At 60.2% G+C, this 22,733-nt stretch carries 16 protein-coding genes; 2 read left to right on the forward strand and 14 right to left on the reverse strand.

The features are described from left to right. Window positions 1-34 precede the first annotated feature (34 nt). The 5 genes from HYT87_08505 to HYT87_08525 are packed head-to-tail and all read right to left on the reverse strand — an operon-like array spanning window position 35 to window position 4,997. Entirely contained in the window at window positions 35-1,099 is a 1,065-nt protein-coding gene (locus HYT87_08505; GenBank protein MBI2059796.1) for an LLM class flavin-dependent oxidoreductase, read from the reverse strand. After that, window positions 1,096-2,583, reverse strand: coding sequence for an acyl--CoA ligase (locus tag HYT87_08510; GenBank protein ID MBI2059797.1), 1,488 nt, complete (start codon window positions 2,581-2,583; stop codon window positions 1,096-1,098). Before HYT87_08510 ends, HYT87_08505 begins: the two co-directional genes overlap by 4 nt. Before the next feature lie 32 nt (window positions 2,584-2,615). Next, window positions 2,616-3,044 (reverse strand): OB-fold domain-containing protein, encoded by a 429-nt coding sequence (locus HYT87_08515; GenBank protein MBI2059798.1) that lies wholly within the window; start codon window positions 3,042-3,044, stop codon window positions 2,616-2,618. A 2-nt stretch (window positions 3,045-3,046) separates the two neighbouring features. Beyond that, the gene (locus HYT87_08520) at window positions 3,047-4,261 is read right to left on the reverse strand and encodes a thiolase family protein (GenBank protein ID MBI2059799.1); all 1,215 of its coding nucleotides are present in this window, start codon (window positions 4,259-4,261) and stop codon (window positions 3,047-3,049) included. Further along, on the reverse strand, window positions 4,251-4,997 hold the full coding sequence (locus tag HYT87_08525) for a MerR family transcriptional regulator (GenBank protein ID MBI2059800.1): 747 nt from the start codon (window positions 4,995-4,997) through the stop codon (window positions 4,251-4,253). The genes HYT87_08520 and HYT87_08525 overlap by 11 nt, the downstream gene beginning before the upstream one ends. A gap of 89 nt (window positions 4,998-5,086) precedes the next feature. Here HYT87_08525 and HYT87_08530 point away from each other — a divergent pair, with 89 nt between their 5' ends. After that, window positions 5,087-5,542, forward strand: a complete 456-nt coding sequence (locus tag HYT87_08530) for a PaaI family thioesterase (GenBank protein MBI2059801.1) — start codon at window positions 5,087-5,089, stop codon at window positions 5,540-5,542. Between the two features lie 21 nt (window positions 5,543-5,563). Here the strand turns inward: HYT87_08530 and HYT87_08535 are convergent, their stop codons facing one another. The 9 genes from HYT87_08535 to bcp form a co-directional block, all read right to left on the reverse strand. Continuing rightward, window positions 5,564-5,920 carry a hypothetical protein gene (locus HYT87_08535; protein MBI2059802.1) on the reverse strand — a complete coding sequence of 119 codons (357 nt, stop codon included), beginning with the start codon at window positions 5,918-5,920 and terminating at the stop codon, window positions 5,564-5,566. 232 nt (window positions 5,921-6,152) lie between these two features. Continuing rightward, window positions 6,153-13,058 (reverse strand): hypothetical protein, encoded by a 6,906-nt coding sequence (locus HYT87_08540; protein MBI2059803.1) that lies wholly within the window; start codon window positions 13,056-13,058, stop codon window positions 6,153-6,155. Between the two features lie 173 nt (window positions 13,059-13,231). Beyond that, complete coding sequence (locus HYT87_08545; GenBank protein MBI2059804.1) at window positions 13,232-13,879, reverse strand: hypothetical protein; 648 nt, start codon at window positions 13,877-13,879, stop codon at window positions 13,232-13,234. Between the two features lie 77 nt (window positions 13,880-13,956). Beyond that, window positions 13,957-15,120: a cellulase family glycosylhydrolase gene (locus HYT87_08550; GenBank protein ID MBI2059805.1), complete on the reverse strand. Its 1,164-nt coding sequence runs from the start codon at window positions 15,118-15,120 to the stop codon at window positions 13,957-13,959. A 284-nt stretch (window positions 15,121-15,404) separates the two neighbouring features. Beyond that, on the reverse strand, window positions 15,405-16,190 hold the full coding sequence (locus tag HYT87_08555) for an enoyl-CoA hydratase/isomerase family protein (protein MBI2059806.1): 786 nt from the start codon (window positions 16,188-16,190) through the stop codon (window positions 15,405-15,407). Window positions 16,191-16,222: 32 nt separating this feature from the next. Beyond that, window positions 16,223-17,521 (reverse strand): acyl-CoA dehydrogenase family protein, encoded by a 1,299-nt coding sequence (locus HYT87_08560; protein ID MBI2059807.1) that lies wholly within the window; start codon window positions 17,519-17,521, stop codon window positions 16,223-16,225. A gap of 189 nt (window positions 17,522-17,710) precedes the next feature. Continuing rightward, window positions 17,711-18,514, reverse strand: coding sequence for an SDR family oxidoreductase (locus HYT87_08565; protein ID MBI2059808.1), 804 nt, complete (start codon window positions 18,512-18,514; stop codon window positions 17,711-17,713). A 41-nt stretch (window positions 18,515-18,555) separates the two neighbouring features. Next, window positions 18,556-19,374 carry a crotonase/enoyl-CoA hydratase family protein gene (locus tag HYT87_08570; GenBank protein ID MBI2059809.1) on the reverse strand — a complete coding sequence of 273 codons (819 nt, stop codon included), beginning with the start codon at window positions 19,372-19,374 and terminating at the stop codon, window positions 18,556-18,558. 8 nt (window positions 19,375-19,382) lie between these two features. Beyond that, a complete protein-coding gene (gene bcp / locus HYT87_08575; GenBank protein ID MBI2059810.1) occupies window positions 19,383-19,937 on the reverse strand; it encodes a thioredoxin-dependent thiol peroxidase in 555 nt (184 codons plus the stop codon). Between the two features lie 125 nt (window positions 19,938-20,062). On the opposite strand from bcp, the gene HYT87_08580 reads away from it, so the two are divergent. Beyond that, complete coding sequence (locus HYT87_08580) at window positions 20,063-22,570, forward strand: hypothetical protein (GenBank protein MBI2059811.1); 2,508 nt, start codon at window positions 20,063-20,065, stop codon at window positions 22,568-22,570. The last annotated feature ends 163 nt before the right edge of the window (window positions 22,571-22,733 follow it).

Raw genomic sequence — 22,733 nt, forward strand, 5'->3', positions numbered from 1 at the left:
CCTCCTTCTTTCGCCTTACACCCGGCTCCTTGCGTCACAGATACGGCATCACCTTCTCGGCATAGAGTTTCATGGATCTCTTGACCTGCTCGGAAGGCATGACGCCCATGTTGAACCCGCCGATAAAGAAATTAACCCCGGTCTCCACGCACGGCTTGAGCATGTCGATGACCCGCTTCGGATCACCGTACGCCAGCGGCGTCCGGGAAATATCCGTCATTTTGTCGAAGTCCATGTCCTCCATGCCGTACTGGTCCAACGGTTTGTCCGAAGGCCACGTGTCCTGGATTTTCTTGCTGATGGTCTTGAACAGGTAGTCGCCTCCGTGGGCGAACGCCATCACGGTCTTGATGAAATAGTCCTGGGCGACCGCCTTCGCCCGCTTGTCGTCTTCATCCACGTAGATCCATTTGAAGAAGGGCTTCGTCGTGAGCGATCCGTTGCGCCCCGCCTTCTTGGCGACGTCCGCATGGATGTCGTAGCAGTGACTGATCTCATACGGAGTGAACCCGGCTCCCGGCACAATTCCGTAGCCTCGCTCCGCCGCCCAAACGATCTGTTCGTCCCGGGTGGTGGTGACGTAGACCGGAGGATGCGGCTTCTGGAAAGTCTGCGGACAGATGTGGAGATCGTGGATCTTGAAGAACTCACCCTCGAAATCCACCTTCTCCTGGGTCCACGCCTGAACGCACACGTCGATCGCCTCCCGCATCATCTTCGCGTTGTTCTTGATGTCGCGCCCCCAGCCCGTGAATTCGTAGCCGCGATATCCGGAACCCACGGAGAAGACCATCCGGCCCTCGGAATACTGGTCGAGCATGGCCACGTTCTCCGCCAGCCGGATCGGGTCGGCCAGGGGAGCGACGATAACCATCGGCCACAGGAGGATCTTTTGTGTGCGGGCGGCCACCCACGATAGGTACAGTTCAACTTGCGGCATGATGCCGTAGTGCTCGCCGAAATGATGTTCGGCGGGACAGATCGCATCGAATCCCAGCTGCTCGCCGTAGACCGCCTCATCCACCGCCAGCCGGTAGGCCTTGTTCACGGAAATCTGACCGAGTGTTTCGAACAGATAAAACAGTCCGGAACGAATCATGATGAACCTCCCATGGATTTCTCGAACCCCTGATATCGTTGTCTCAGCTCCTTCTTCAGCACCTTCCCCATCGGATTGCGGGGAAGCTCGGAAACGAAGACAACCCTTTTCGGCAACTTGTAGGCAGCCAGTCGGTCCTTCAGATGAGATCGGAGTTCATCCTCGGACACGGGCTTCCCGCCCTTGACCGCCACAAAAGCCGTGACCATTTCGCCCAGTGTATCGTGGGCCAGACCGATGACGGCCGCCTCGCGAACGGAGGGATGTTCCAACAGAATACCTTCCACTTCCATCGTCGACACGTTATTGCCGCCTTGGATGATGATGTCTTTGATTCGATCCACCAGAAACAGGTAGCCGTCCGCATCCAAGTAGCCTACGTCCCCCGTGTGCGTCCATCCCTCGCCATCCCACACGCGCGAGGTGGCCTCGCGATCCTTGAAATACTCCCGTGTCTTGACCCCCGGCATCCGCATCAGGATTTCGCCCGGTTGTCCCGGCGGCCGGTCGCGACCGGAGTCATCGACGATACGCACCTCGCACTCGCCCACCGGCTTCCCCACGGAGTTGGGCTTCACGCGGTGGTCGCCCGGAAGAAGCATGCATGCGGCGCCGCCCGCCTCGGTCAGCCCGTAGATGTTGAAAATCATCGCATTGGGGAACAGTTCGCCGATTCGCGTGACCGCCCAGGGTGGCATGGCCGCGGCGCCAAAGCTGACCGAAAACATGTGTGAGAAATCCCGCCGGTCCAGGTCCGGCACCTCCTTGAGGATTTTCAGCCACATGGGCGATACGGCATAACAGGTCGTCACACCACCCTTCTCCAGTTGGTCGACGTAGGTGTGCGGATCAAACTTCTCCATCACGATATTGTGCATGCCGGCCCTTACGCAGAACACGAGGTAGGCTGCCCCCGCGAAGGTATGGATGGGAAGCGGATTCAGGAACGTTCTCCCTCCATAAAGCATCTCGAAGGCCGGGCTCACTTTCCCCACGATGTTCGCATGCGACGCCAAAACACCTTTGGGAGTACCGGTCGTTCCCGATGTGTAGATCAGTTCGGCGGGATCCGTTTCGGCCACACTCACCCGCGGCTGATCCGCGGATGCGGCGCCAAAGTCCTTGCGGATCGCTTCCAGATAGAGAACCCTCTCGCCGAAGGGTCGCAGGACCTCCCGCGCCGACTCGCCTGCCAAAATGAATCGGGCCCCGCTGTGTTCGACCAACTCGTTCATTTCCCGCGGGGTCAGCCGGGCATTCAGGGGCACGACCACTCCTCCCGCTTTCTGCACTCCAAAGTAACTCACCCCGTGCCACGGCGCCTCGGGATTGGTGAAACAGACTCCCACTCGATCCGATTTCCGAAGTCCCCGCTGAATCAGAACATTCGCCAGATGACTAGAATCGATTTCCATTTCGCGGAAGGTGACGCTCCACTTCCCCAGGACGCTGATGGCCTCCTGATTCGGCCGCCTTTTCGCCATTTCAGCTAGGAGGCCCGGCACCCAGTTGAGCATCAGGCGGTCCGGGTCGGTTTGAATTGGTGCAGGACGATTCCGCCCTCGATCTCGATGAAATCGAGTTCAAGATCCTGCCCGATGGAGAGACTTTCGATCGGCGCGTCGACCTTTGAGAGGATGTGGCCCAGTCCCTCAATCTCCACTAGACCCAGGACGTCCGGTTTCATGAACCGCAAGGCCCGATCCTGCTGTGAAAAGGCGTAAAGTTTGGCCTTCCTGGGAAGATCCACCCATTCCGTCTCGCGATGGCCGCACGCCGGGCAGAAATTGCGCGGAGGATAGTGAAGAGCAGCGCACTTCTTGCAGCGCGTGGATTTGAATTCCCGTGCTCTGAGATGGTCGAAGAACGTGTGAGTCGCCTCGTCCCCGTAGTGATCGAGTCCCAGCTTTCCCAAATTGGCGATGATGTCGCGAGGGTTGTCCACGTCTACCGCCCTCCTTCCAGAATAAAAACCGATGAGCCGTTCAGCATCCCATGTTCTGCGTGAACGAGGGCTAGGTCCATATCCTTTCTCGTCGTTTGCAATTCGCCGCGCAAGGCCTTGGTCGCACCCCAGACCTCCATCATCGGGGTGGCTGCGGCGGGATGACCGAGTGAAAGGCGCGACCCCGAGGGGTCCACCCACACTCCCTTCCCGTCCGGCCCGATCGAACCGTCGGCAAATGCCTTCCACGCCTTGCCTCGCGGGAAAAATCCCATATCCTCAAGAATAATCAATTCCGTAGCAGAGAACACGCCGTATATTTCGGCCACGTCCATGTCCTTGGGTTTCACTCTCGACTGCTCGAACGCTTCGCGGCCCGCCCGCCGGATGCTTTCAAAAGTCGAAATGGGCTTCGTGGTGGAGAAGAACGATGAAGGATCGTGCCACTCGCCCATGCCCACAACCCAGACGGGTCTCTTCTTCAACCTTTGCGCCACGTGGGGGGCTACCACCACGGCGGCCGCCGCTCCGGAAGCGAACGCTGAGCAATCAAGGAGGGTCAGCGGCGGGCAGATCATGGGGGATGCCGGCACGTCCTCGGGTTTCACCGGGTCATGAAACATCGCCTTGGGGATACGAATCGCATTCTCGCGCAGCAGCGCCGGTACCCAGTTAAGCTGCTCGCGGGTGACGCCCGTTTCGTGCATGTCCCTCTGGGCGGACATCGCATAGTACGGGATGGGCGCCCCCAAGCCATACAATCCGTCGTAGGGTCCGTACACGGAAAAAAGCGAGGTGACCGTCGACATCAGGAACTGGGCCATATCCATGCTGCCGTCCATCGAGGGTTCCATCCGGATATCGATGGCGCAGGCCACGCACACCTCGCAGCGTCCCGCCCTCACCTCGTAGATCGCGTGACGGAACGCTTGGGCCGCCGTCGCCCCGCCATTCTCGATCATCGTCTCCACTTTGAGCGGCCGGCCGAAGAAGTGGCCCATGTGATGGGCGTGCATGGCGTGGCTGAGCCCGGCGATGCCGGGCGGGGTAAACACCATGCCATCCACGTCGGTCAGCTTGAGCCCCGCGTCGTCCAGGGCCTCGAACACCACGGCTTCGATTTCGTTCTTGTAGGGCCGCTTGAAATGTTTGGCGATCGCGCTCATGCCGACGCCCGCCACGGCGGCCTTCCGCGCGCGCTTGCCCCTACCGGCCATGTCGTTCCTCCTTCGCGTTCTCCTGACCCATCTTCTCCATTTCCTTCCGGATCGACCGCAACATCTTCCGCACGATCTTCCGATGCATGACGCCGATGAGTTCGTTGGCGCTGCTCATGATCTCCCCCGCCACGGCGATCAGATCCTCCACCTTCATCTTGCCCACGACTCCCCGCACGGCCAACTCGACCTCCCTCCGCGCCAGAGGTTCGAGCGCTTCCTTGTACATGCGCAGTTGTTCCACTTTGAAGCCTCGCTCCGGATTGAAGCCCGCCTTCCGCATTTTCACCAGCAACCGCACGATCGCCGCGTCGTCGGCATCGTAGTAACGCTTCCCATCCCGCGCCTCCGGCTCCACCACGCCGATCCGCGCAAGACGTTTGATCTCCTCCGAAGAAAGGTGTCCCTCCTCAAGGAGTTTCTGCTCCTCCACCGGTTCGAAACGGGTGCCCGCCACCGGTCCCCGGAAAATATGGAAATACGCGCGAATGTCGTTGAGGTCAGGCGTGTTCTTCATGATCCTGCGCACGACGTGAAGAGGCAGGAAGGCCTTCCCCTGAAGTTCCTTGATGAGCTTCACGCGCTCCACCGTGCTGCGCTCGTAGTAGGCCATGTTCCGGCTTGTCTTGACGGGCTTCGGGAGCAGCCCCTGCTGCATGTAGAATTTGATGGTGCTCGGCGCGACGGCGGCCCGTCGGGCGATCTCGCTCATCTTGAGCCGCTCCTCTTGCAGCATGTTGGAAGTACCACTTACTACTTCGTCGTTGACCTGTCAAGCCTCCGAAACAATTTGACCCAAGGGGTCAAGCGCCGTATCGTGGCCTGATGGAAAAGGGATCCGAGGGGGAGCGCCGGTACGTTCATATCACCAAGGGCTGCTTCGGCTGCGGCACGGAGAACCCAGCCGGCCTCGGACTCAAGCCGTATCACGACAGCGACGGCCTCATCGCCGAGTTCACCCCGAAACCGCAACACCGGGGTTTCACGGCCGTCGTCCATGGTGGGATCATCGCCTCGGTACTGGACGAGGTCATCACCTCTGCTGCGGCCGTGAAGATCGATGCCCTCGTAGCCACGGTGGCCATGGAGGTTCAGTTCCTTTCCGCCATGAAACTGGAAGGAACCTATTTGGTCAGAGGCCGCTACACGGGGGAGAAGGACAAGACCCACACGGCGGAGGGCGAGATCACCGATTCCGAGGGTCGCCTCATCGCGCGCGGCCGAGGAAAGTTCCTCCCCCTCACGCCGGGCCGCGTGGAGAGATTTTTGTCAAACGGGTGAGTGAGCCCGAGGTCGCACTCCTCAGGCCGCTTTCTGTTCCAGAAGCTCAACGCGGCGCTTGATCTCTTGGATTTCCCGGTTCTGCTTTTCCCGATCTTCCGCGATGAAGGTTGCAAGCTTTCGAAGGATGGCGGAATGTTCCTCCTGTTGTGCCTTCATGATGACCAGCTCTCGTTTGACGCCCGCAACTTCCTGCTTGACGCCCGCAACTTCCTGCTTGACCGAAGCAACTTCCTGCTTGACGCCCGCAACTTCCTGCTTGACGCCCGCAAGCTCCCGGGCCACCGAGTCCAGCTTCTCGACTTGTTTGCCGGTCAGATCGAGAATCTGCCGAAGATAGTCGTTCGCCAGATCGAGACCATTCCCTTTCTTGGGCATGAGATGATACTACGCTAGGAGAGGCGCGAGGGCAAGGTGCCGACGGGAGCCAGCCACGGAGGGTGCGGCCCAGGACGGGCCGTACCCGGAGAAATGGCGCGACGGCAGGATGCTGTCGCCGACTACGCGGAGGGTGCGGCTACCGAGAGTTCCGTAGTTCCCGGGTAGGCGCAGGCTTTAGCCTGCGTCCGAAGCCGCACCCGTAAAGGGTGCGGCTACCGAAGAGTCGATCTCAAGGCAAATTGATCACCGGAACGGGGGTGAGGCGGTAGGTGGTGGTGCCGTCACCGAGGACGCCGCTGTTATTGTTTCCCCAGCATTTGGCCGTGCCGTCGGTTAGAAGGGCGCAGGTGTGAGAGTTTCCTCCGGCCATCGATACGGCACTCGACAAAGACGTGACCGAGACGGGAGTCAAGCGGTTCAGGGTTGTCCCATCGCCAATCGTTCCGAAACCATTATATCCCCAGCATTTGGCCGTGCCGTCGGAAAGAAGAGCACAAACGTGGCTGCTCCCGCCGGATGCCGCCACGGCGCCCGTCAGGGATGTCACAACGATAGGAAGGGAACGGTTGGTCGTTGTTCCGTCGCCCAGTTGGCCGGAACTGTTGTCTCCCCAACATCTCATAGAGCCGTCCGTGATGAGTGCGCAGGCGTGGCCGTTGCCGCCCGCCGTAATCGCCACGGCGTTCGTAAGCGAGGATACGGTTACGGGGGTGAGGCGCTGAAGCGTGGTGCCGTCGCCGACCTGACCATAGCTGTTCTTGCCCCAGCATTTTCCGGAGCCATCCGAAAGGAGGGCGCACGTGTGGTAGGAACTGGCGTTGATCGCGACTGCGTCGCTCAAGCTTGTCACCGTCGTAGGAGGGGCCTTGTCGATCGTGGACCCATCGCCCAGTTGGCCGTTCAAGTTCCAGCCCCAGCACTTGACCGTTCCGGCCGAAAGGAGGGCACACGCGTGACTCATGCCCAAGGTCATGGTTATGGCGCTACTGAGGGACGAAACAGCCGTGGGGATGGATCGATTTACAGTTGTTGCGTCTCCGATCTGCTTGGCGGCGTTATCGCCCCAGCATCGTGCCGTCCCGTCCGACCGCAACGCACAACTGAATTCGTAGCCTCCCGTAATCGTGACTACGCCACTGAGCGTCGAGACTGCGGTGGGCGTGATTCGGGTAACCGTTGATCCATCTCCAAGTTCGCCCTTGCTGTTGTTTCCCCAACATCTTGCCGTTCCATCCGAAATCACAGCGCAGGTATGAAACCCACCCGCAAAAATACCTTCGCGGAAGGGGCGGGCGGGGGCGCCGGAGGCGGTGCCTTCGTGGAGGCGGGGGAGCTTGACGCCCATTGGGCCGGCGGGCATGGAGACCGAAACAGGAGTGGTCTTGCTTGCGGTCGTCCCGTCTCCAAGCTGTCCGCTACTATTCAATCCCCAGCATTTGACTGTCCCGTTGGAGGCGAGCGCGCAGGTGTGGTCGTTCCCTCCTGTGGCTGCCACCAAATCGCTGAGCGAAGAAACGGTCACCGGGTTCGTCTTGTTTGTGGTCGTTCCGTCCCCGAGTTGGCCCGAGGCGTTGTACCCCCAGCATTTGAGCGTGCCGTCCGAGAGGAGACCGCACGTATCGTTGCCTCCTACAATGACGGCCACGGAGTTTGTGAGGGAGGAAACGGCCACAGGGGTTGTCTTGTTTGCAGTCGTTCCGTCTCCGAGTTGGCCCGAGGCGTTGTACCCCCAGCACTTGAGCGTGCCGTCCGAGAGGAGAGCGCAGGTGTGACCCCCAACCCCTGGCTCGCCCCCCCCCGCGACCACGACCACACCGGTGAGCGAAGAAACGGCCACGGGGATCGATTTGCCCACGGTTGTGCCGTCGCCGAGCTGGCCGGTATTATTCTTCCCCCAACACTGCACGGTTCCGTCTGAAATCAACGCACAGGTGTGAGCGTATCCTGCGCTGATCGCGACCGCTCCGGTGAGCGTGGAAACGGCCACAGGCGTTGTCCTCTGGGTCGAGGTCCCGTCGCCAAGAACCCCTTCACTATTGGAACCCCAGCATTTGACCGTTCCATCCGAGCCCACAGCACAGGTGTGATATGTTCCATTGACCGCCACGACGCCGGTGAGACTGGAAACAGCTACGGGTGTCGACTTATCCACCGTCGTCCCATCCCCGAGTCTGCCATCGGGGTTGAATCCCCAGCATCTCACCGTTCCATCTGCGAGGAGCACGCATGTGTGATACAGCCCACCACCAAGTGCAGCGGCGCTCGTGAGCGTGGAGACGGCTACCGGCGTTGTCTTATTACCCGTTGTCCCGTCCCCCAGCGCACCTTCAAGGTTACGCCCCCAACACTTGACGGTTCCGTCCGAGGCCAGAACGCAAGTATGAGAATACCCGGCGGAAACAGCATGAGCGAAGCCGGTGGTGGACCAAGTGAGGGCGGATTTTTCGACGGTGTTGGTGTCAACGTTCAGCGCTTCGTCTTTGGCGCGGACGACGTAGTAGACTTTTGATCCCTGGGTGAGTGATCCGTCGCCGTAGGTTGTAGCTCCCGCCGAGGTCGTGAACGTCGGGCTGAAACTTGTTTGACACGTCCCCGCCGTGGCGTTCCGACAGATCTGGTACACGATCGCGCCGCTCGCGCTGACGTTGTCCGTCGCCGCCGCCCATGAAAGGTTTACGTTGGTGGCGGATGTCGACGTCGCGGAGGTGAGCCCGCCAAATGTGGGAGGAGTCGTGTCGGTGTTGATGGTCACGCCGTTGGATGCAACCCAAGCTCCCACGTTTCCCGCATTATCGACCGCTCGAACGCAGTTGTAGTAGGTTACGCTGTTTGTGAGGCTCAAGCCCGTCGAGTTCTTGGACGTGACGTTGCCTATGTTGGCCGTGGCCACCGTGTTCCCCGTGCAGCTCGTTGCCGTGCTGATATTGTAGTCGTAGCCGGCGATCCCGCTGTTGGAGTCGTTGAATCCGCTCCAATTCGCGTCCATGACCGTGGCGGAGGTTTGAATGGCAATGTCCGCCCCCGTGCCGTCGTTGACCGTTCCACCGGTCGGGAGAGTCGTTTCAACCTTGGCGGTATTGGCTGAGGAATAAGGTACGGAGTTGCCCACGTTGTCCGTCACAACGTACTGGTACTGATAGCAATTGCCGTCGGCGACGCCGGTATCGTTCTGTGGCGACGCGCCGGGGTCGGTGGCAATCGTCGAGAATGCGCCGTATGCCCCACACACGCCTCCTGCAAGCGTCGCCGATTTGCGTTGTAGGAGACGCTGGGCGATCGCCGAGCCGGCGTCCGTGCCGTTGGCAAATGTGACCGACACGCTCGCCGCGGTATAGTACCCGTCCGTGATGCTCACGGAGCCGCCGGTCGGCACGGCTGCATCGCACGTTCGGGAAACTCCGGCGCCTGTCCCTGTGTTGCCCGCGGAATCGGTAATACGAATATTCAGCGTGAGGCTCGCGCCATCCGCACACGTGGTTCCCGTCGTCGAGCATGTTCCAACGGAGAATGTGGCTGCCGTCCATTCGGTGTCGCACGTCCCGTCCGTCGACTTGCAGTACTGGCAACTGGAAATGGTGCCCGCATCCGTGCCGGTCGCCGAGAGGTCGAACGTGCCGTCCACGTGCGTGGCGGTGGCGGCATTGGCGGGTGTGACCGCACCGACGGAGGGCGCGCCGATATCGTTCGTCTTGGTGGTGGCTCCACTCTGCGTCCCAGACGCATTTGTCTGGGTGATGTAGACCGTTCCGTAGAGATTATTCCCAATCGAGAGCGCGGTGAAACTTCCGTCGGCCGCGGCCGTGCCGGAGATGATGAGTGATGTGAGAAGGCCGTCCGCCCAGATCTTAACGGTCGCCGCGTTCCCCACGGTCGCCGCGTTCCCCGACACCGTGTCGTTCGTCCCCGGCACATTCTGATTGACTGTGATTTTCGTCCCGTCCGGGGCGGTGGGTATGGTCGTGTCGATTACCCATGTGTAGGCCGTCGGGGTGGACACGTTGCCGGCGCCGTCCCTCGCGCGGACTTTGAATGTGTGTGAACCATTCGCAAGCGAAGTGTAGGATTTGGACGAGACGCACGAGGAGAATCCGCCGACGTCCAGCTCACACTCAAATGAGGCCGCAGGATCCAGGGAAGTAAATCCAAAAGAGGCGCTTGCGACGGTACTGGGGTCCGGCGGTTTCGAGGTGACGCTGATTCCCGGCGGGGTCCGATCTACAGTCCAGACATATACGGCTGGAGTCGGGTCCAGGTTATCCGCAAGGTCTTTGGCTCTAACCTTCAAGGTATGCGAACCTTCCGCGAGATCGCGGTAGTTTTGGGAGCAGTAATCAGGATAAATAGTACCCGATCTATACGTCTCGGTGTGGTTCGTGCAGCGTGAATAGCCTTGCCCGTCGATCTCGCACTCAAAGCCAGGGTTGTAGTTCCCACAGAATAGGCTATCAGTCTGCGCATCTGAGGAGGCAAAAATGAACGACACCGAATTCGAGTTCGTGAGGGCTAGGGGACCGGAATTGACACTCGTGTCGGGCACCGTAAGGTCCACTTTCCACGTATAGGTTCGCGGTGGGCCCACGTTTCCAGCAAGGTCCCTTATTCTCACCTTGAAAGTGTGCTGCCCTTCCGACAGGCCGGCATAAAGAGGCGACGAGCCGAGCGTCTGGTATTCTTGGGGTATGTAGGTTGTGCAGGGCGAGAATCCTCCTCCATCCAACTCGCATTCGTAGGTATCGAACTCGGCCACCATCCATCTTACTGAGGTGTCAAACCTAAGCGTGGCCGAGGAGGAATTGGAATAGCTGAATACGTTCGCCGGGCCGTATATAATTGTGAAGTAATCCGCGGGCGGAGGCGTTAGGTCTACGACCCAACCGATCGTATTAATATTGAATTGGCTGAATGCCACCGAATTGGAATCAAGTGGTTGCGTGCCGCTCTTGAAGACGCGCCAGGAGCTCCTGTTGCCCGCGATATCCTGAGCTTGCACCACCAGAGAATGCCTTCCCTCGCTTAGACCACTGTAGGATTTCTGGGCCAGTGCTACACCGTTCTGGATCGAAGAAGTGCCGCACAAGGTAGCTTGGCCATCATCCAAGGAACAATAGAAAAAGAGGTCAAGCCCGTCGGGAGCACCAGGATCCATAGCCGAGAATGCCGCCACAAATGTTGTCACATTGGTGTATATGTCATAGGTCGAACTCGTCCCGAAGCTGTCGGTGCTCGTGTATGTGATCCTTTCGGGTGGTACCGAACGAAATATCTTCGGCATCGGCGGTGTTGCGTCGCCCATATTGCTGAAGAACTCGTACCGTGCCGGAGAGCGGTCGGCCAATCCGGCAGGCGATATGGCTGCGACAACCAACGTGCGCCGGCCGTACTGCGATGGCTCCAGCGCAAGGGCAAAGGGATTCGGGCATGCGGCCGGAGTTGCGCTGTCCAGGGCGCACGTGTAGGTGCAATTCGGAATGACAACGGTTTCGGTCTCACCTTGCACGGTCTCTCCCGGCCGGACGCACTTGAATGAAAAAGAGGCTGGAGAGGCGCTCATAACGCACAGTCCGGTTCCGGAAACGGATTGACACTCCGCGGCAACCGTGGTTTCCGGTGAGTAGGCGTGAGGTACTTTCGTAGAGATCTCGTCGATCTTCGTGGTGGACGGGTCCACCCCTGCCTTCCGGAGGTCACGTATGGTTTGTGTAAACAAATCTTTCTGCATTGATTCGTAGGTAACCCGGACCTGCTCTTGCGATGGTTTTCCCTCGGGATTCCCGGCAACCGAGGCCGCTTCCCCGAGTGCGACCTTCTTGTTCTCGAGTTTGGCGGTTCTCAGTTGTACGGCCACTTCCGTGAGCGTCGCCATCCCGTCGCCATCCCGGTCGGGCAACACGACCTCGTGCTTGGCGATCGCCTTGGGCTTGACGGAAATGGCGGCCTTTTCGGCTGTGGCCTTCGTCGCCTTCGAGCTCAAGACCCTAGTGGCGTCGACCGTGGATTTCGGGCAATCAAAGGGGCAATTGTTGGATTTTTCCGGTGGAGTCTTGCCGCTGTCGCAGACGCCATCGCCGCACGTGAAGCAGTCGGCGGGACAGACGGTGCTGTTTTCTCCCTTTGTCGTCTCGCACTTGTTGTTTCCGCACGTGCAGTCCTGGGGACAGGATTGAACCGTTTCGGGGGGGGTTATTCCGCTTTCGCAGACCCGATTGCCGCACGTGTAGCAATCTTGAGGGCAACAACTCTTGTTCTCGGGAGGATTCTTGGCTGAACTCTCACAGACGCTATTCCCGCAGGTGGAGTCCCTTGGGGGTGGTGCACTTCCGGGAGCCGTGGGAGGTCCGAGGCATAAGGCCTGGCCCACTGATCCTGAGCCGCCGTCGGAGACCGACCCTGACTGCCCCGATCCCTCAAAAGCAGCGCTTGTGCTGCCGGACGCGCTCTCCGCCGAGCCGGAACCACCGCCGGAAAGGCCGATCCCTCCGGCGTTTCCGAGATTGCCCGTGAGCCTGCGTAGCGCCTGCCCGGCGGCGGGCGCCTCCTCGGACGGCAAGTCCTCTTCAGGCACGGACATCTCCACGCCCACTTCCGTTTCGATGAGCGGAAGATCGGGAATGCTTTCCGGACGAACGACCGTCTTGATGCCGTTCTCGCCGTCAAACACGGCGTCGTCGGGAAGGAAAAAGGAAGTTTCGTAGTTGAAAACGATTTCATTGGGATCTTCCTCAACTGCTTCCGGCGCCGCGCCGCCTTCGCCTCCTTCCTGCCGCCTGAAGGCGCCCCGGACGCCTCCTCTAACGCCGCCGCGAACTCCGCCCCTGATTCCGGACTCGGATTGACCCCGCACGCCTCCACGAACGCCCCCGCGGACACCCTCAGCGACCAAGGCTCCGTTGACATAGACATCCGCCACAAGATCATCCGCTTCCGAGATTCCGCTCAGCGCCGCGGCAACTTCGGGCGATAGGGGAAGCGACACATCCACCGGCACGGAATCCCCGGGAACACGATTCCCAGGAATGTGTTCTACCTTCCGGTAGCACGAAGAACTCAGGAGTGAAATGACAAGAAGGAAAGACCAACCAAACCGTCTCTTGGGAGTCATCGCCTGCCTTGTGGAATCGCCCACACCCCTTGACATGCTTGTAATCTATTGGATTCTCATTCTGGCGTCAAGTGAGACACTTGAGCCGGCGAATAGAATTGTGACGTTCATCACAACTGACTGTATGTCACTTTCTACTGAAGATCGAATCGCGGGGTTCACGGCTGCGGCTGGCCGCGCGGAAAACTTCCTCTCGAAAGCCTGAAGATCTACCGGAGCAGGCGTAGAAGCTGCATCAGGAACGCGAGGACGAGGACCCAGAACAGCGGGCGCTTCGCGAGGTCCCGCCATGATTTCGGTCGGGCCGCCGCTTCGTCCTCATGGGGCGACTCGGAAACTGCTTCCTCTTCCGCATCAAGGACCGCGTCCAAGTTGATCTCCGGCATGTGTTCGGCGGTTCCGACCATGAGCCGAACCAGTTCGGGGCGGATCGCCTTCACCTGATCGGGCCAGTCCAGCGCCAGCCACTGCACTCCGGGAAGAGTCGTCAGCGTCCACACAGCTTCGATCTGTCCCTGGGTGGCCGAAAAATCCTTCTTGGCCGGCATGGTGAAGTAGAGGTGCACCTCGCGGCCGGCACCCCCATTCTCCAGCATGGCCCGAACTTCCTCGGCCGCTTCTTTCCCGGTCCGCCATTTCAATGCCCATTCGAAAACGTGGCAACGGCCCGTCGCGGAATCGAGGATCGCCAGATTGGGGGTGACCCGACGGCCGAGGGCCTTCGATGCCTTCACTCCAAGCTCGCGTGCGTGAGCAGGGTCCCAGGACGGTTGCTTGATGGGGAGCCTTCTCTTCACCCCAAGCGACGTCAAGTGGTTCAGAATGATGTTCTTCGAGTCGGTCGAATCGAATGACATTCAGCCTCTAGGTGGAGGATCGCCTAGTCCCTCAATCTCTGCAAGGCCGGCGGATGGAAGGTTCCCTGCCCGGCGCCCTATCGCGCGGACTCATTGACAATCGACAGGCTCACCCTGTCTCCCTTTCTTGAGCGGATGGAGATCCGCGCCGAGTCCGAGCTCCAATCGAAGCTTTTTCCACCTGCGTCGACGATCGGCGACCACGAAGCCGGAACACGCACCACCGTCTCGCCCCCACCGTCATCCTCAACTTTCATGTCAAACCGTCGAGATGGCGAATCGTACGACAGGTGGACGATCGGTCCAGCCGATGCCGCCGGGTACGGCCTTTCGATCATCCGCCGTGCCCAAGCCCCAGCGGTGCCGTCACGTAGCGAAATGAAGTCCTCGGGAATGCTCGAGTAGTTCCAAATCGACCACCCGGCCTTATATTCATCGAACAGCGCGAGCATCTGCTCCAGGAATTCTCCCCCACGCGCCGTTTCATAGTCCGCCGTCCACACACCGCTCCACTCTCCGACCCACAGCGGCACACCCAGCCGATTCGATTCGGTGACCAGCGCCGCGACGCCGCGCCGCAAGCGGGCCGTGTCACCGTCGTAGGCCGTCTTCGCCGTGACGACAGGATCATAGAAATGCGGGGCGAACATGAATCCGGGGCCTCCCGGCGGTTCCATCGCCGTGGGGAAACCGTCGGCACCCAGCACGTTCGTCCGCATCGCGTTCGGCTCAAAGAAGACGATTCCTTCGGGGTCCTCCGCGTGAATCGCTTCGGCCAGAGCGGCCGTGAACGGCTGAAAGAATTGCCGGTCGAATCTTGAAAGATCGAGAAACAAGGATCCCGGGAACGGTTCATTCATGAGGTCGTATCCGATCACGTTGGAATGATGTTTGGCCCGTTGGACAACCCCGCGCCAGGCTTCCCGGTACCGATCCTGAATTCCCTCCGTGTTCCTCCAGAAGTTGTCGAAGGCACGCTGCACCGCCGGTTGGGCATAGTTCAGATACCATTCGGAGGAAGGCGAATACGCCAGACCCTCGTCCAGGATCGCCCATTCCGGCGCGCCGTCGCCGCCGAACCGTCGGGCATACACATCCTGGTGCATGTCGACGATGACGTACAACCCGGCCTGGTCCGCCCAGTCGATGAGCTGCTCCAGTCGATCGAGGTAGGCCGTGTCGTATTCGCCGCGGCGGGGTTCCACCGCCTCCCAGACGATGAGCAGCCGAACGGAATTCATGCCCCAGCCAGAGATTTCCCGGAAGGTTGCAGGCGAAAGCCATGAGGGGAAGAACGATCCGGACGAATCCGGCCTCTTATGCTCGTCGCTGAGATTGATTCCCCTCAGAAGAATGACGCGGTCGTCCCGATCGCGGAGCCATGGACCGTCCGTAACGTATCGATTGGATCGGGGTGAGACATCCTCGCAAGAGCATAGGAACGCAAGGACAACGGCCAGCCGGAAAATGTTCGTCGAAGATGGAGACGGGGCGCTTTGAGCGGCCGGAGAAACGGAAGTCGGGGCTACCGCCCTTTCCACTGCGGTGGACGTTTCTGGAAAAACGCCATGACGCCTTCGATCATGTCTTCCGTCAGTCCATTCACGGTGAGCACACCATTCAGATACTCGAGCGCCTCGGAAAGATGCATTTCGCTCATTGTGTAGAACGCGCGGCGGCCAAGCCGGAGGATCGCCGGACTTTTGCTCTTCAATTTCCCGGTGAGTTCGTTCACCGCCTGGTCCAATTCCGCTTTTGGAACGACCCGATTGATCAGCCCGATGCGGTGGGCTTCCTGGGCGTTGATGCGGTCGCCCGTCAACAGCAACTCGAGGCAGGCTTTTCGAGGAACGTTCCGGGCAATCGTTGCCATGATCACGTAAGGAAACAGGCCGATATTGATCTCCGGGGTTCCAAACTCCGCCGTATCGGCCGCGATGATCAGATCGCATCCCAGCATGAGTCCGAGGCCGCCGGCCAGGGCGTGACCATTGACACGCCCCACAATCGGTTTCCCCAGTCCGGCCATCACGCGGAAGAGGTCCGCGAACTGCCGGCTGCCCTCGAAGCGCGCCAAAGGACCCGTGTCCTCCGCCTGGGCGCCCCCGCCCATGAGGTCGGCCCCCGCGCAGAAGGCCTTGTCGCCCGCTCCGGTCAGGACGACGACAATCGTGGCCTGATCCTGGTCGGCCTCCCGAAACGCCAGGTGGAGATCCTTGATGACCTGCGGGGAGATGGAGTTTCGTTTTTCCGGACGGTTGATCGTGAGGGTACGAACGCCGTCCGCCTGCGAAACGAGTAGCGTCTCCAACTTTGCCTTCTCTCAGGCCCGTCCGGTCCGGATCAGGCGTCCTCTTTACGAGGCGCCGAGCCGTCGATGGTCACCTCGTACCCGTACTCGCGAGCCAGGTCCTTCACCACGTTCAGGAGCTGGATTTCGCTCGTCCCTCCGCCGATCTGGAGGAGCTTCGCATCGCGCGCCAGCAGTTCCACGTGATACTCCCTCATGTATCCGTTGCCTCCCATGAGCTGCACCGCCTCCATCGCCACCTCCACGCAGGCGGCACTGGCATAGTACTTTGCGGCGCAGGCTTCCTTCCAACCCTTCCTCTTGTTCATCTTGAGCCAGATTTGCTTGAAGAGGAGATTCTTCACATTTTCGTAGTGCACGTACATCTTCGCGATCTTTTCCTGGATGAGCTGGAATTCGATAATGGGTTTTCCCCACTGCTTCCGGTTGATCGCGTATTTGATGCTGTCCTCGAGACACCGCTCGATGATCCCGAGGGCCATCGTGGGCGTCCCTTCCCGTTCGCCTGCGAAGACGTCCTTCGACTGTTCGCGGGCGGACGTTTCTTCCCCTCCCAGGAGTTGATCCTTGGGCACCCGCACGTTATCCAGAAAAACATCGCCCGTCGGCGAGGCTTTCATCCCCATTTTGTGCATGGGCTTGCTCACCGTAAGGCCCGCGATGTCTTTTTCCATCACGAACGGAAAGATCAGCCGTTTGTCCTTCTTCATCTCCTTGCCGCGGTCCATCTTCGCGTAGATCACAAAGATGTCCGCGTAGGGCGCGTTTGTGATGAAGGTCTTGGATCCGTTGAGGATGTAGTGATCGCCATCCGGCACCGCGCTGGTCTTGAGGGCGTAGGCGTCCGATCCCGAATCCGGCTCCGTCATCCCCCAGCATCCAATCTTTTCGAAGGTCATGACCGGCAGGCCGTACTTTCGTTTCTGCTCCGGCGTTCCCTTCGCCATGATGGATCCGCCGCACAGACCGATCGACGCCCCCAACGTCATCGTGAAACCGGGATTCACGCGGGAGAGCTCCTTGCCGAAGATGGCCCCGATGTAAGGGTCGCCGCCGCCGAACGCGGAATCCATCTTTCCGTTCTTCTCTTTCAGCTTTTTCTCGAAGCCGGCTTTCACCATCTCCGGAATGCCGAAGGTGTTCGCCAGTTTCCGGATGAGTTCGAACGGAAGGATCTTCCCGTCGTCCATCTCCGCGTTGTGCGGCTCGATCTCCTTCTGACAATACTCCCGGAACATCTTCTCCACCGTTCGATGGGGTTCCGCGAAATCGAAAAGCGACGGAAGCAGGTCGCCGAATGGGCCCGGCGCGGCGCTGGTTTCGGTGCTCATGGGTATTCCCCCTTCAAGGCTTTGGACTTCCCTCCCGATATTTGAGTTTCTACCATAGTAGAGAGTCTTCTATCATAGTAAAAAATGCCGGCCGCCCTGTCAAGCTGAAATTGACGCGCTGCGCCATGATCCCATAGCCGTTCCATTCGCCGTACCCGAAGCGGAGCGGAGGGTGGTGCGCCAAAGTCATCACCCCCCCATCAGGGCCGCAAACGAGCCCGATCCGACCAGGCTCTGGCCCCCATCGCACACGAGAACGGCGCCGGTGATATACGCCGCCGCCTCGGACGAGAGGAAGAGGGCCAGATCGGCAATTTCGTCTTTGGTGGCATAGCGCCTCAGCGGAATGCTCGCCGCCAACTTCTGCTTGGATTCCTCCGTGGGCGTCAGCCGCTTCATTCCTTCCGTGTCGTCGACAGGTCCAGGCGAAACACAGTTGAGCCGAACTCCGGCCGGACCCCATTCGAGGGCCAGAACCTTGATCGTGAGGTCGATTCCGGCCTTGGCGGCACAAACATGGGCCTGGAGGGGAACCGGCATGAAAGCGTGGGTGGCGGAAATGGCGACCACGGACGCGCCCGGTTTGCGCAGGTGCTCGAACACGGCCCGACACGTATTGAACGTGCCCAGCAGGTCGATGTCCACCACCGTCTTGAACCCATTGGAGGAAATCCCCAGCGCGGGCGCGGGAAAGTTTCCGGCGGCGCCACAGACAACGGCATCTATCTCGCCGAATGCATCACGAACCTTCTTGATGGATTCCTCCATGGCGGGGTACTGGCGGACGTCCGCCGCCGCTCCCATCGCTGTCCCCTTTCTCGCCTTGATCGCCGCGCACGCCTGGTCCAAACGCTCCTGCCTCCGTCCCACCAGGGCGACCTTCGCCCCTTGCTCCGCAAACCGCTCGGCAATCCGAAGGCCGATCCCACTTCCGCCTCCTGTGATCAGGACGACTTTGTTCTTGAATAGTTGCTCTCTGAAGATATTCGACATGGGAATTCCTCCTTCGAATTGGATGGATGGTGAAAGGACGGCTATTCGCCCTTGAACAGTGGCGGGCGCCGTTCCATGAAAGCAGCCACGGCCTCCCCGAAATCCTGCGATTGCAGGAAAGCCGCGTTCCAGACGGCCACGTAGCGCAAACCTTCCTCGACGGACTTTCCAGCGCACTCGTTCATCACGCGCTTGACCCCCTGAACCACCAGCGGCGGATTGGCGGCGATCCCACCGGCCATCTCGCGCGCGCCCTCGAGCAGCTTCTCGGGCGTCTCGAACACTTCACTCACCAGGCCCATCCCACTCGCGCGGCTCGCATCGATGTCCTTGGCCGTCAACGCGAGTTCCCTGGTGTTCCCCTCTCCGATGATCCGTGGAAGTCGCTGAAGGCTTCCGATATCCGCCACCATCGCCATCCGGGCTTCCCGGAGACTGAACTTGGCATCCGACGAACACAGCCGGACATCGCAGGCCGCAATCAGATCAAGACCGCCCCCCACGCACCAGCCGCTCACCGCCGCAATCACAGGCTTCCGGCACTCGGCTACGCGGCTGACGGATCTCTGCATCTCCAGGATGAGGTCCAGGAATCGCGTCCGCGAGGCCGCCAGATTGTCCCCGGCAAAATGCGCCCCCAATTCCCCCATCATCGCTTTCAAGTCCAATCCGTAGCTGAAGTGGCCGCCGTCCCCTCGCACGATCACCACCCGGACGGCCGGATCGCGATCGAATTCCTCGAAGACTTGTGGCAGCTCCTTCCAGAAGTCGGGGCCCATCGCGTTTCCTTTCCCGGGACCCGTCAGGATGACTTCTGCGACACCCTTGTCCTGCTCCAGCCTGAGAGAACGAAACGCCACAGGATCCGCTACAGGGAGGCCAGCACTTCCTCGAAGTGGCCGTGAACTTTCACCTGCGGGAAGATCTTCGCGATAGTGCCGTTCCGATCAATGATGAAGGTGGATCGGACAATGCCCATGAACGTCCGGCCGTAGAGCGACTTTTCCTTCCACACGCCGTAGGCCTCGAGGACTTTCTTCTCGGGATCGCTGAGGAGAGAGAAATTCAAATGATATTTCTGCTTGAAGTTTCGGTGCGTGTCCACGGAATCGGCACTCATCCCTACCACCACGGCACCCCGCTTTTCCAATTCGGCGTGTCCGTCCCGGAAGGAGCACGCCTCAATGGTACAGCCGGGAGTATTGTCCTTCGGATAAAAATAAAGAACGACCTTTCTTCCTTTGAGGTCGGAGAGGCCGATTTCATGGCCGTTGTCGCTCGCCAGGCGAAAATCGGGAGCCGGCTGGCCGGCTTGGAGTCCGGAGGGAACCGCCGACGCCGTCTTTCTTGAGACTCTCCGCTTCCGGGACCGCGATCCGGATTTCTTGCCGGCCTTGGACTTCTTGCTTGCGGTTCTTGCCATGCGCCTACCCCTCCGAAGCGGTCATTCCTATAGGAAACCGGAAAGCACTCCCGTTGTCAAGAAACCCCGGAGGTCGGAAATGCGCGTCTCCTGAAAACCGAGTCGACATCCTGTAGGATACCGCCGTGCCTTCTCTGCCCCCCTCCGGTCGCAAGCGCCGTCCACGGAGATTTTTCCTCCGCGCTGCTGCCGTCGCCACGTGCATCTCCATGGCGCACTGTGCCTCCAGGGCCGAGAAGAATCCCGATGGAACCGTGTACGGCCAATGGTTCGAGGCGGGTGGCGAACCGCGTTTCCATTACGTAGGACCCGTGGTCAGCCCCCAGATTACAACCCAAGGAGAGGCTTCCGTGCCTCTTCAACTGTTCGGTAACGACGCATGGTCGGCTTTCGCCGACACACGCGGCCGGGTTGGTTTCTTCCTTAGGACGGGCGGCCCCATGTGGCTGGGCCACCCGAATCCGGATCGGGGCCGGCCCGGCTCAGGCTGGGGGACATGGACCGACTCGACAGGAGCTCGCATCGCACGGCGGGACGCCGAACCGAAGCCCGGCGCCGCCGTCTTCACCCACCGCTCCGTGTCGTTTGAGTCGAATTCCGACGGCCTCCACGTCACGCAATCGCTCCACTTCCCAGCCGGAGTCGAGTTGGCGGCCGAGAAAGAAGTTCGAATCGAACAAACGCCCAACCGGCAGGGCACGTGGACCGATGTCTGGGATCTGACACCGCAGCCGCTCCTCGCCGCGCTGCTGATCGGCGGGAGCATCACCCGATCCGTAGAGGATTCGCGACTCCGGTGGAACAACCGATACCGGTTCAACACGAGGCAGGTGGACCGCCGCGAGGTTCGTGTGGATATCGATGCCTTGGAGTCCGAGGCCACCAAACCGCCTGCCGATTTTGGATCCTACCCAAGGCAGCTTACCCTTCGTTCGCTCGATGCCGACATCGAATCCTTTGAACTGAAACCGCCGCTGGTCATCTCTCTGAACGTACCGACCCCATCAGGTTCAAGACCGCTCACTCTCCGCTTTCGCCTGGAGGTCACCCCTGCGGGCGGCACGGAGCCCGCTCCCTCGAAAGGACCACGCGGCCCGAGAGATATCGTCGAGTTTCGGGGACCCGAAGTCCCATCGTGGCTGACACGGGAGATACAGTGGCACAGCGGCCAGATTGCAGCTTCAGCGGCCTACGATGGCGCGTTCCACGAAACCTTCGTCGATCAGGGCTCGGCCTATCTCTACCTCCAGGGACTCAGCGGCGCCGTGCGGGACTACGTGCTTCATGCCCTGGCCCTGATCCCCACGCGACCGGATCTCGCCCGCGGCAATCTGCGCGTGGCGATGCGCTTCACCCAATCGGACGGCCACATCACCTACGGCTCGTTCGGTTTCGGAAACCTGACGGACGCGGGAATTCGCGACGAGAGCACCGATCTCGATATCTTTCTCCTCTGGGGCCTCGCGCGGTACGTTCTGGAAACGCGCGATTTCGGATTCCTGGACGAGATTGTCCCGTTCGCGGATAAGGGAGAGTCCACCGTGCGCCACCGTATCGAGCTCGCGTTCAGCCATCTCATGAACGTCACGCAAACCGGGCCCAACGGATGGATCCGGGTGGGAACCGGCGATTGGTCGGATGGCATCATTCTGTTCAGCAAAGATCCCATCCTGACCCGCGCGAAAGGAGAATCGTTTTTCAACACAGCCATGGCGCTCGCCGTGCTTCCCAGGTCCATCGAACTTGTGGGCCAGTGGAATCCGGTGGTGGCCATCGTTGCCCAAAGCTGGCTCGAATCCATGCGCACGGCAGCCCGATCCGCGTGGAGCGGGCGTTGGTATGTCCGCGGAAGCTTTGGCGATGGAAGTGTCCTTGGGGCGGATCGGATTTTCCTCGAGAGCAACCTGTTTGCCTTGTGGGCGGGGCTAGGCGATGAAGTTCAACGCGCGACGCTCACTCAGGCTCTGGACGAACAGCTCGATCGCGATGAGCCTCTCGGCGCCCGGAACGTATTCCCACCCGCCGAAGTCGCCGGTGAGCTGCTCAAACCGGGGTGGGACGTCAACGGTGGCACGTGGGCCGCGCTGAACGGCCTCCTCGCCCTGGCGTACACATCAATCGACCCGCTTCGAGCTTGGAAATCATTCCTTGAAGGCTCGCTCCATCAGCACGAGATCACCTACCCGAATATCTGGTATGGGATCTGGACCGGACCGGACAGTTACAATGCGTCCTATGCCGAACGTCCGGGTGAAACATTCGTGCACATCGCCACCTCCATGGCGGATTTTCCCGCGGCCAACATGAATGTTCACAGCGGCCCACTCATGGCGCTGGACGATCTCGTCGGAATTCAACCGCTGGCCGAAGGGATCCATATCCGTCCCAGCCTTCCACTGAAGGAGTGGAGCTATCGGAGCGCCGTGCTTTCAATCCAATGGGGAAAGAATGCCGTTACCCTTGATTACCACTTGGACCATCCATCCACCGATCTTTGGCGGATCACCTATCCTTCCCATTGGGGGGCTGTCTGCGATCCTTCGGGAAATCGTATCGCGGACGCGGGTCGAGGAGAGGTCGTGATCCCGCTCGAAGAGGCCGAACTTCGCCCCTGCCCCCAGTCGATTCGATAATGGTGGTCACATGCCAAGGAAGTATCAAAATTGACACTTTTTTTTGCCGAAGTGTAGAGGAGTTACGCCGATTCCGGAAATCTCAGAAACGGCGCCACGGATCGGGCGGATCCGCTTGAAAAACACTGCAATTTCAACTAACAAAAGACTTGGTGATGGCCTC

It is taken from the genome of Nitrospirota bacterium (assembly GCA_016180645.1).
In the GTDB taxonomy this organism is placed as follows: domain Bacteria; phylum JACPQY01; class JACPQY01; order JACPQY01; family JACPQY01; genus JACPAV01.

Excerpts from the sequence above, each read along its gene's own strand:
- HYT87_08525 (MBI2059800.1), bottom strand. The coding sequence starts at position 4,997 with ATGCTGCAAGAGGAGCGGCTCAAGATGAGCGAGATCGCCCGACGGGCC.
- HYT87_08565 (MBI2059808.1), bottom strand. The coding sequence starts at position 18,514 with ATGTCGAATATCTTCAGAGAGCAACTATTCAAGAACAAAGTCGTCCTG.
- HYT87_08560 (MBI2059807.1), bottom strand. The coding sequence starts at position 17,521 with ATGAGCACCGAAACCAGCGCCGCGCCGGGCCCATTCGGCGACCTGCTT.
- HYT87_08505 (MBI2059796.1), bottom strand. The coding sequence starts at position 1,099 with ATGATTCGTTCCGGACTGTTTTATCTGTTCGAAACACTCGGTCAGATT.
- HYT87_08545 (MBI2059804.1), bottom strand. The coding sequence starts at position 13,879 with ATGTCATTCGATTCGACCGACTCGAAGAACATCATTCTGAACCACTTG.
- HYT87_08530 (MBI2059801.1), top strand. The coding sequence starts at position 5,087 with ATGGAAAAGGGATCCGAGGGGGAGCGCCGGTACGTTCATATCACCAAG.
- bcp (MBI2059810.1), bottom strand. The coding sequence starts at position 19,937 with ATGGCAAGAACCGCAAGCAAGAAGTCCAAGGCCGGCAAGAAATCCGGA.
- HYT87_08535 (MBI2059802.1), bottom strand. The coding sequence starts at position 5,920 with ATGCCCAAGAAAGGGAATGGTCTCGATCTGGCGAACGACTATCTTCGG.
- HYT87_08550 (MBI2059805.1), bottom strand. The coding sequence starts at position 15,120 with ATGAATTCCGTTCGGCTGCTCATCGTCTGGGAGGCGGTGGAACCCCGC.
- HYT87_08520 (MBI2059799.1), bottom strand. The coding sequence starts at position 4,261 with ATGGCCGGTAGGGGCAAGCGCGCGCGGAAGGCCGCCGTGGCGGGCGTC.
- HYT87_08510 (MBI2059797.1), bottom strand. The coding sequence starts at position 2,583 with ATGGCGAAAAGGCGGCCGAATCAGGAGGCCATCAGCGTCCTGGGGAAG.
- HYT87_08540 (MBI2059803.1), bottom strand. The coding sequence starts at position 13,058 with ATGTCAAGGGGTGTGGGCGATTCCACAAGGCAGGCGATGACTCCCAAG.